At 42.6% G+C, this 1032-nt stretch carries 1 protein-coding gene; it reads right to left on the bottom strand.

Features of this window, described 5'->3' with window-relative positions; genetic code table 11:
* Window positions 1-17: 17 nt before the first annotated feature.
* Window positions 18-998, bottom strand: coding sequence for an IS982-like element IS1187 family transposase (locus ACU52_RS14555; RefSeq protein ID WP_032536584.1), 981 nt, complete (start codon window positions 996-998; stop codon window positions 18-20).
* Window positions 999-1032 lie beyond the last annotated feature (34 nt).

The following is a 1032-nucleotide window of genomic DNA, read 5'->3' as shown; positions in this document are numbered from 1 at the left end:
ATAACCTGTTGGCGGAATTAATTTAGTGCATACTTAATTCTGCCAATGGGCTTGTCGTTAATGAAGTTTACGTATTGCAGAATGGTAAGTGCACTAATTTTGCCAATGATTCTGGCAAACAAACCATTCGTTATTTTCGCGTAGTTCCTGATGACCAAGAACTGGTCTGTAAGTTGTGAGAATATTGTCTCAATCCTCTTTCTTGCCTTTGCAAACGGAATGAATGTCGGTTTCCAATCCTTTTGGTTGAGCCGATACGGACACTCCAGTCTTATGTGTGCGGTTTCGAACAAGTCAAGCTGTACGTCAGCTCCAATATACCCTTTGTCACCATAGATGCTACAGTCGTGATAAGTATGTTTTACATCCTTCATATAATGGAGGTCAGCCACACTTGCCTTTGACAGATCATAGGAATGGATAACTCCACTTAACCCACAGAGAGCGTGTAACTTATAACCAAAATAATACGTGTTCTGCGAAGCACAGAAGCCGAAGTCGGGAGCTTGCGAGAAATTGCCGGCACGCCCCATCTTGCAACGTTTTCCTCTTGCAACCCTACAGACCTCTATCGGCTTGGAGTCAACAAAGAATTGTTCCTCTCCGCCATCCATTTCCATGGCAATCCGCTTGCGCAGTTCCTCACACAGGCCTGACGTTTTCTTCCTGCGGTCATTGAACTGTCTCCTTGATATGAGATTGGGAATGCTGTCCTTGTATTCTTGCAATTTATAGTCGAACAACCACTTCTCACTATCAATGCTCTCGGTCTCTGCCGTCAGGGATAGCGCCACCACTTCCAAATCCGAAAACTTGGGAACAGGACCACGACGTGGAACATTACCCGAATCATTGACGAGATTTTCAGAGAATTGCTTGCATATCTCAAGTATTTTGACGAATTTTGCATAAAGGTTGTACATACGATGGTTTGAACTTAATGTTTTAATCACCACTAAGTTACTAAAAATCAGCGACATGTACAACTTTTTACTCATATTTATCAACTTAAATTAATTCCGCCAACGGGTT

The sequence above is a fragment of the Xylanibacter rarus genome, from assembly GCF_001275135.1.
GTDB lineage: Bacteria > Bacteroidota > Bacteroidia > Bacteroidales > Bacteroidaceae > Prevotella > Prevotella rara.
Note: the sequence above shows the minus strand (reverse complement) of the source record. Positions and strands in the feature narration are given on the sequence as shown.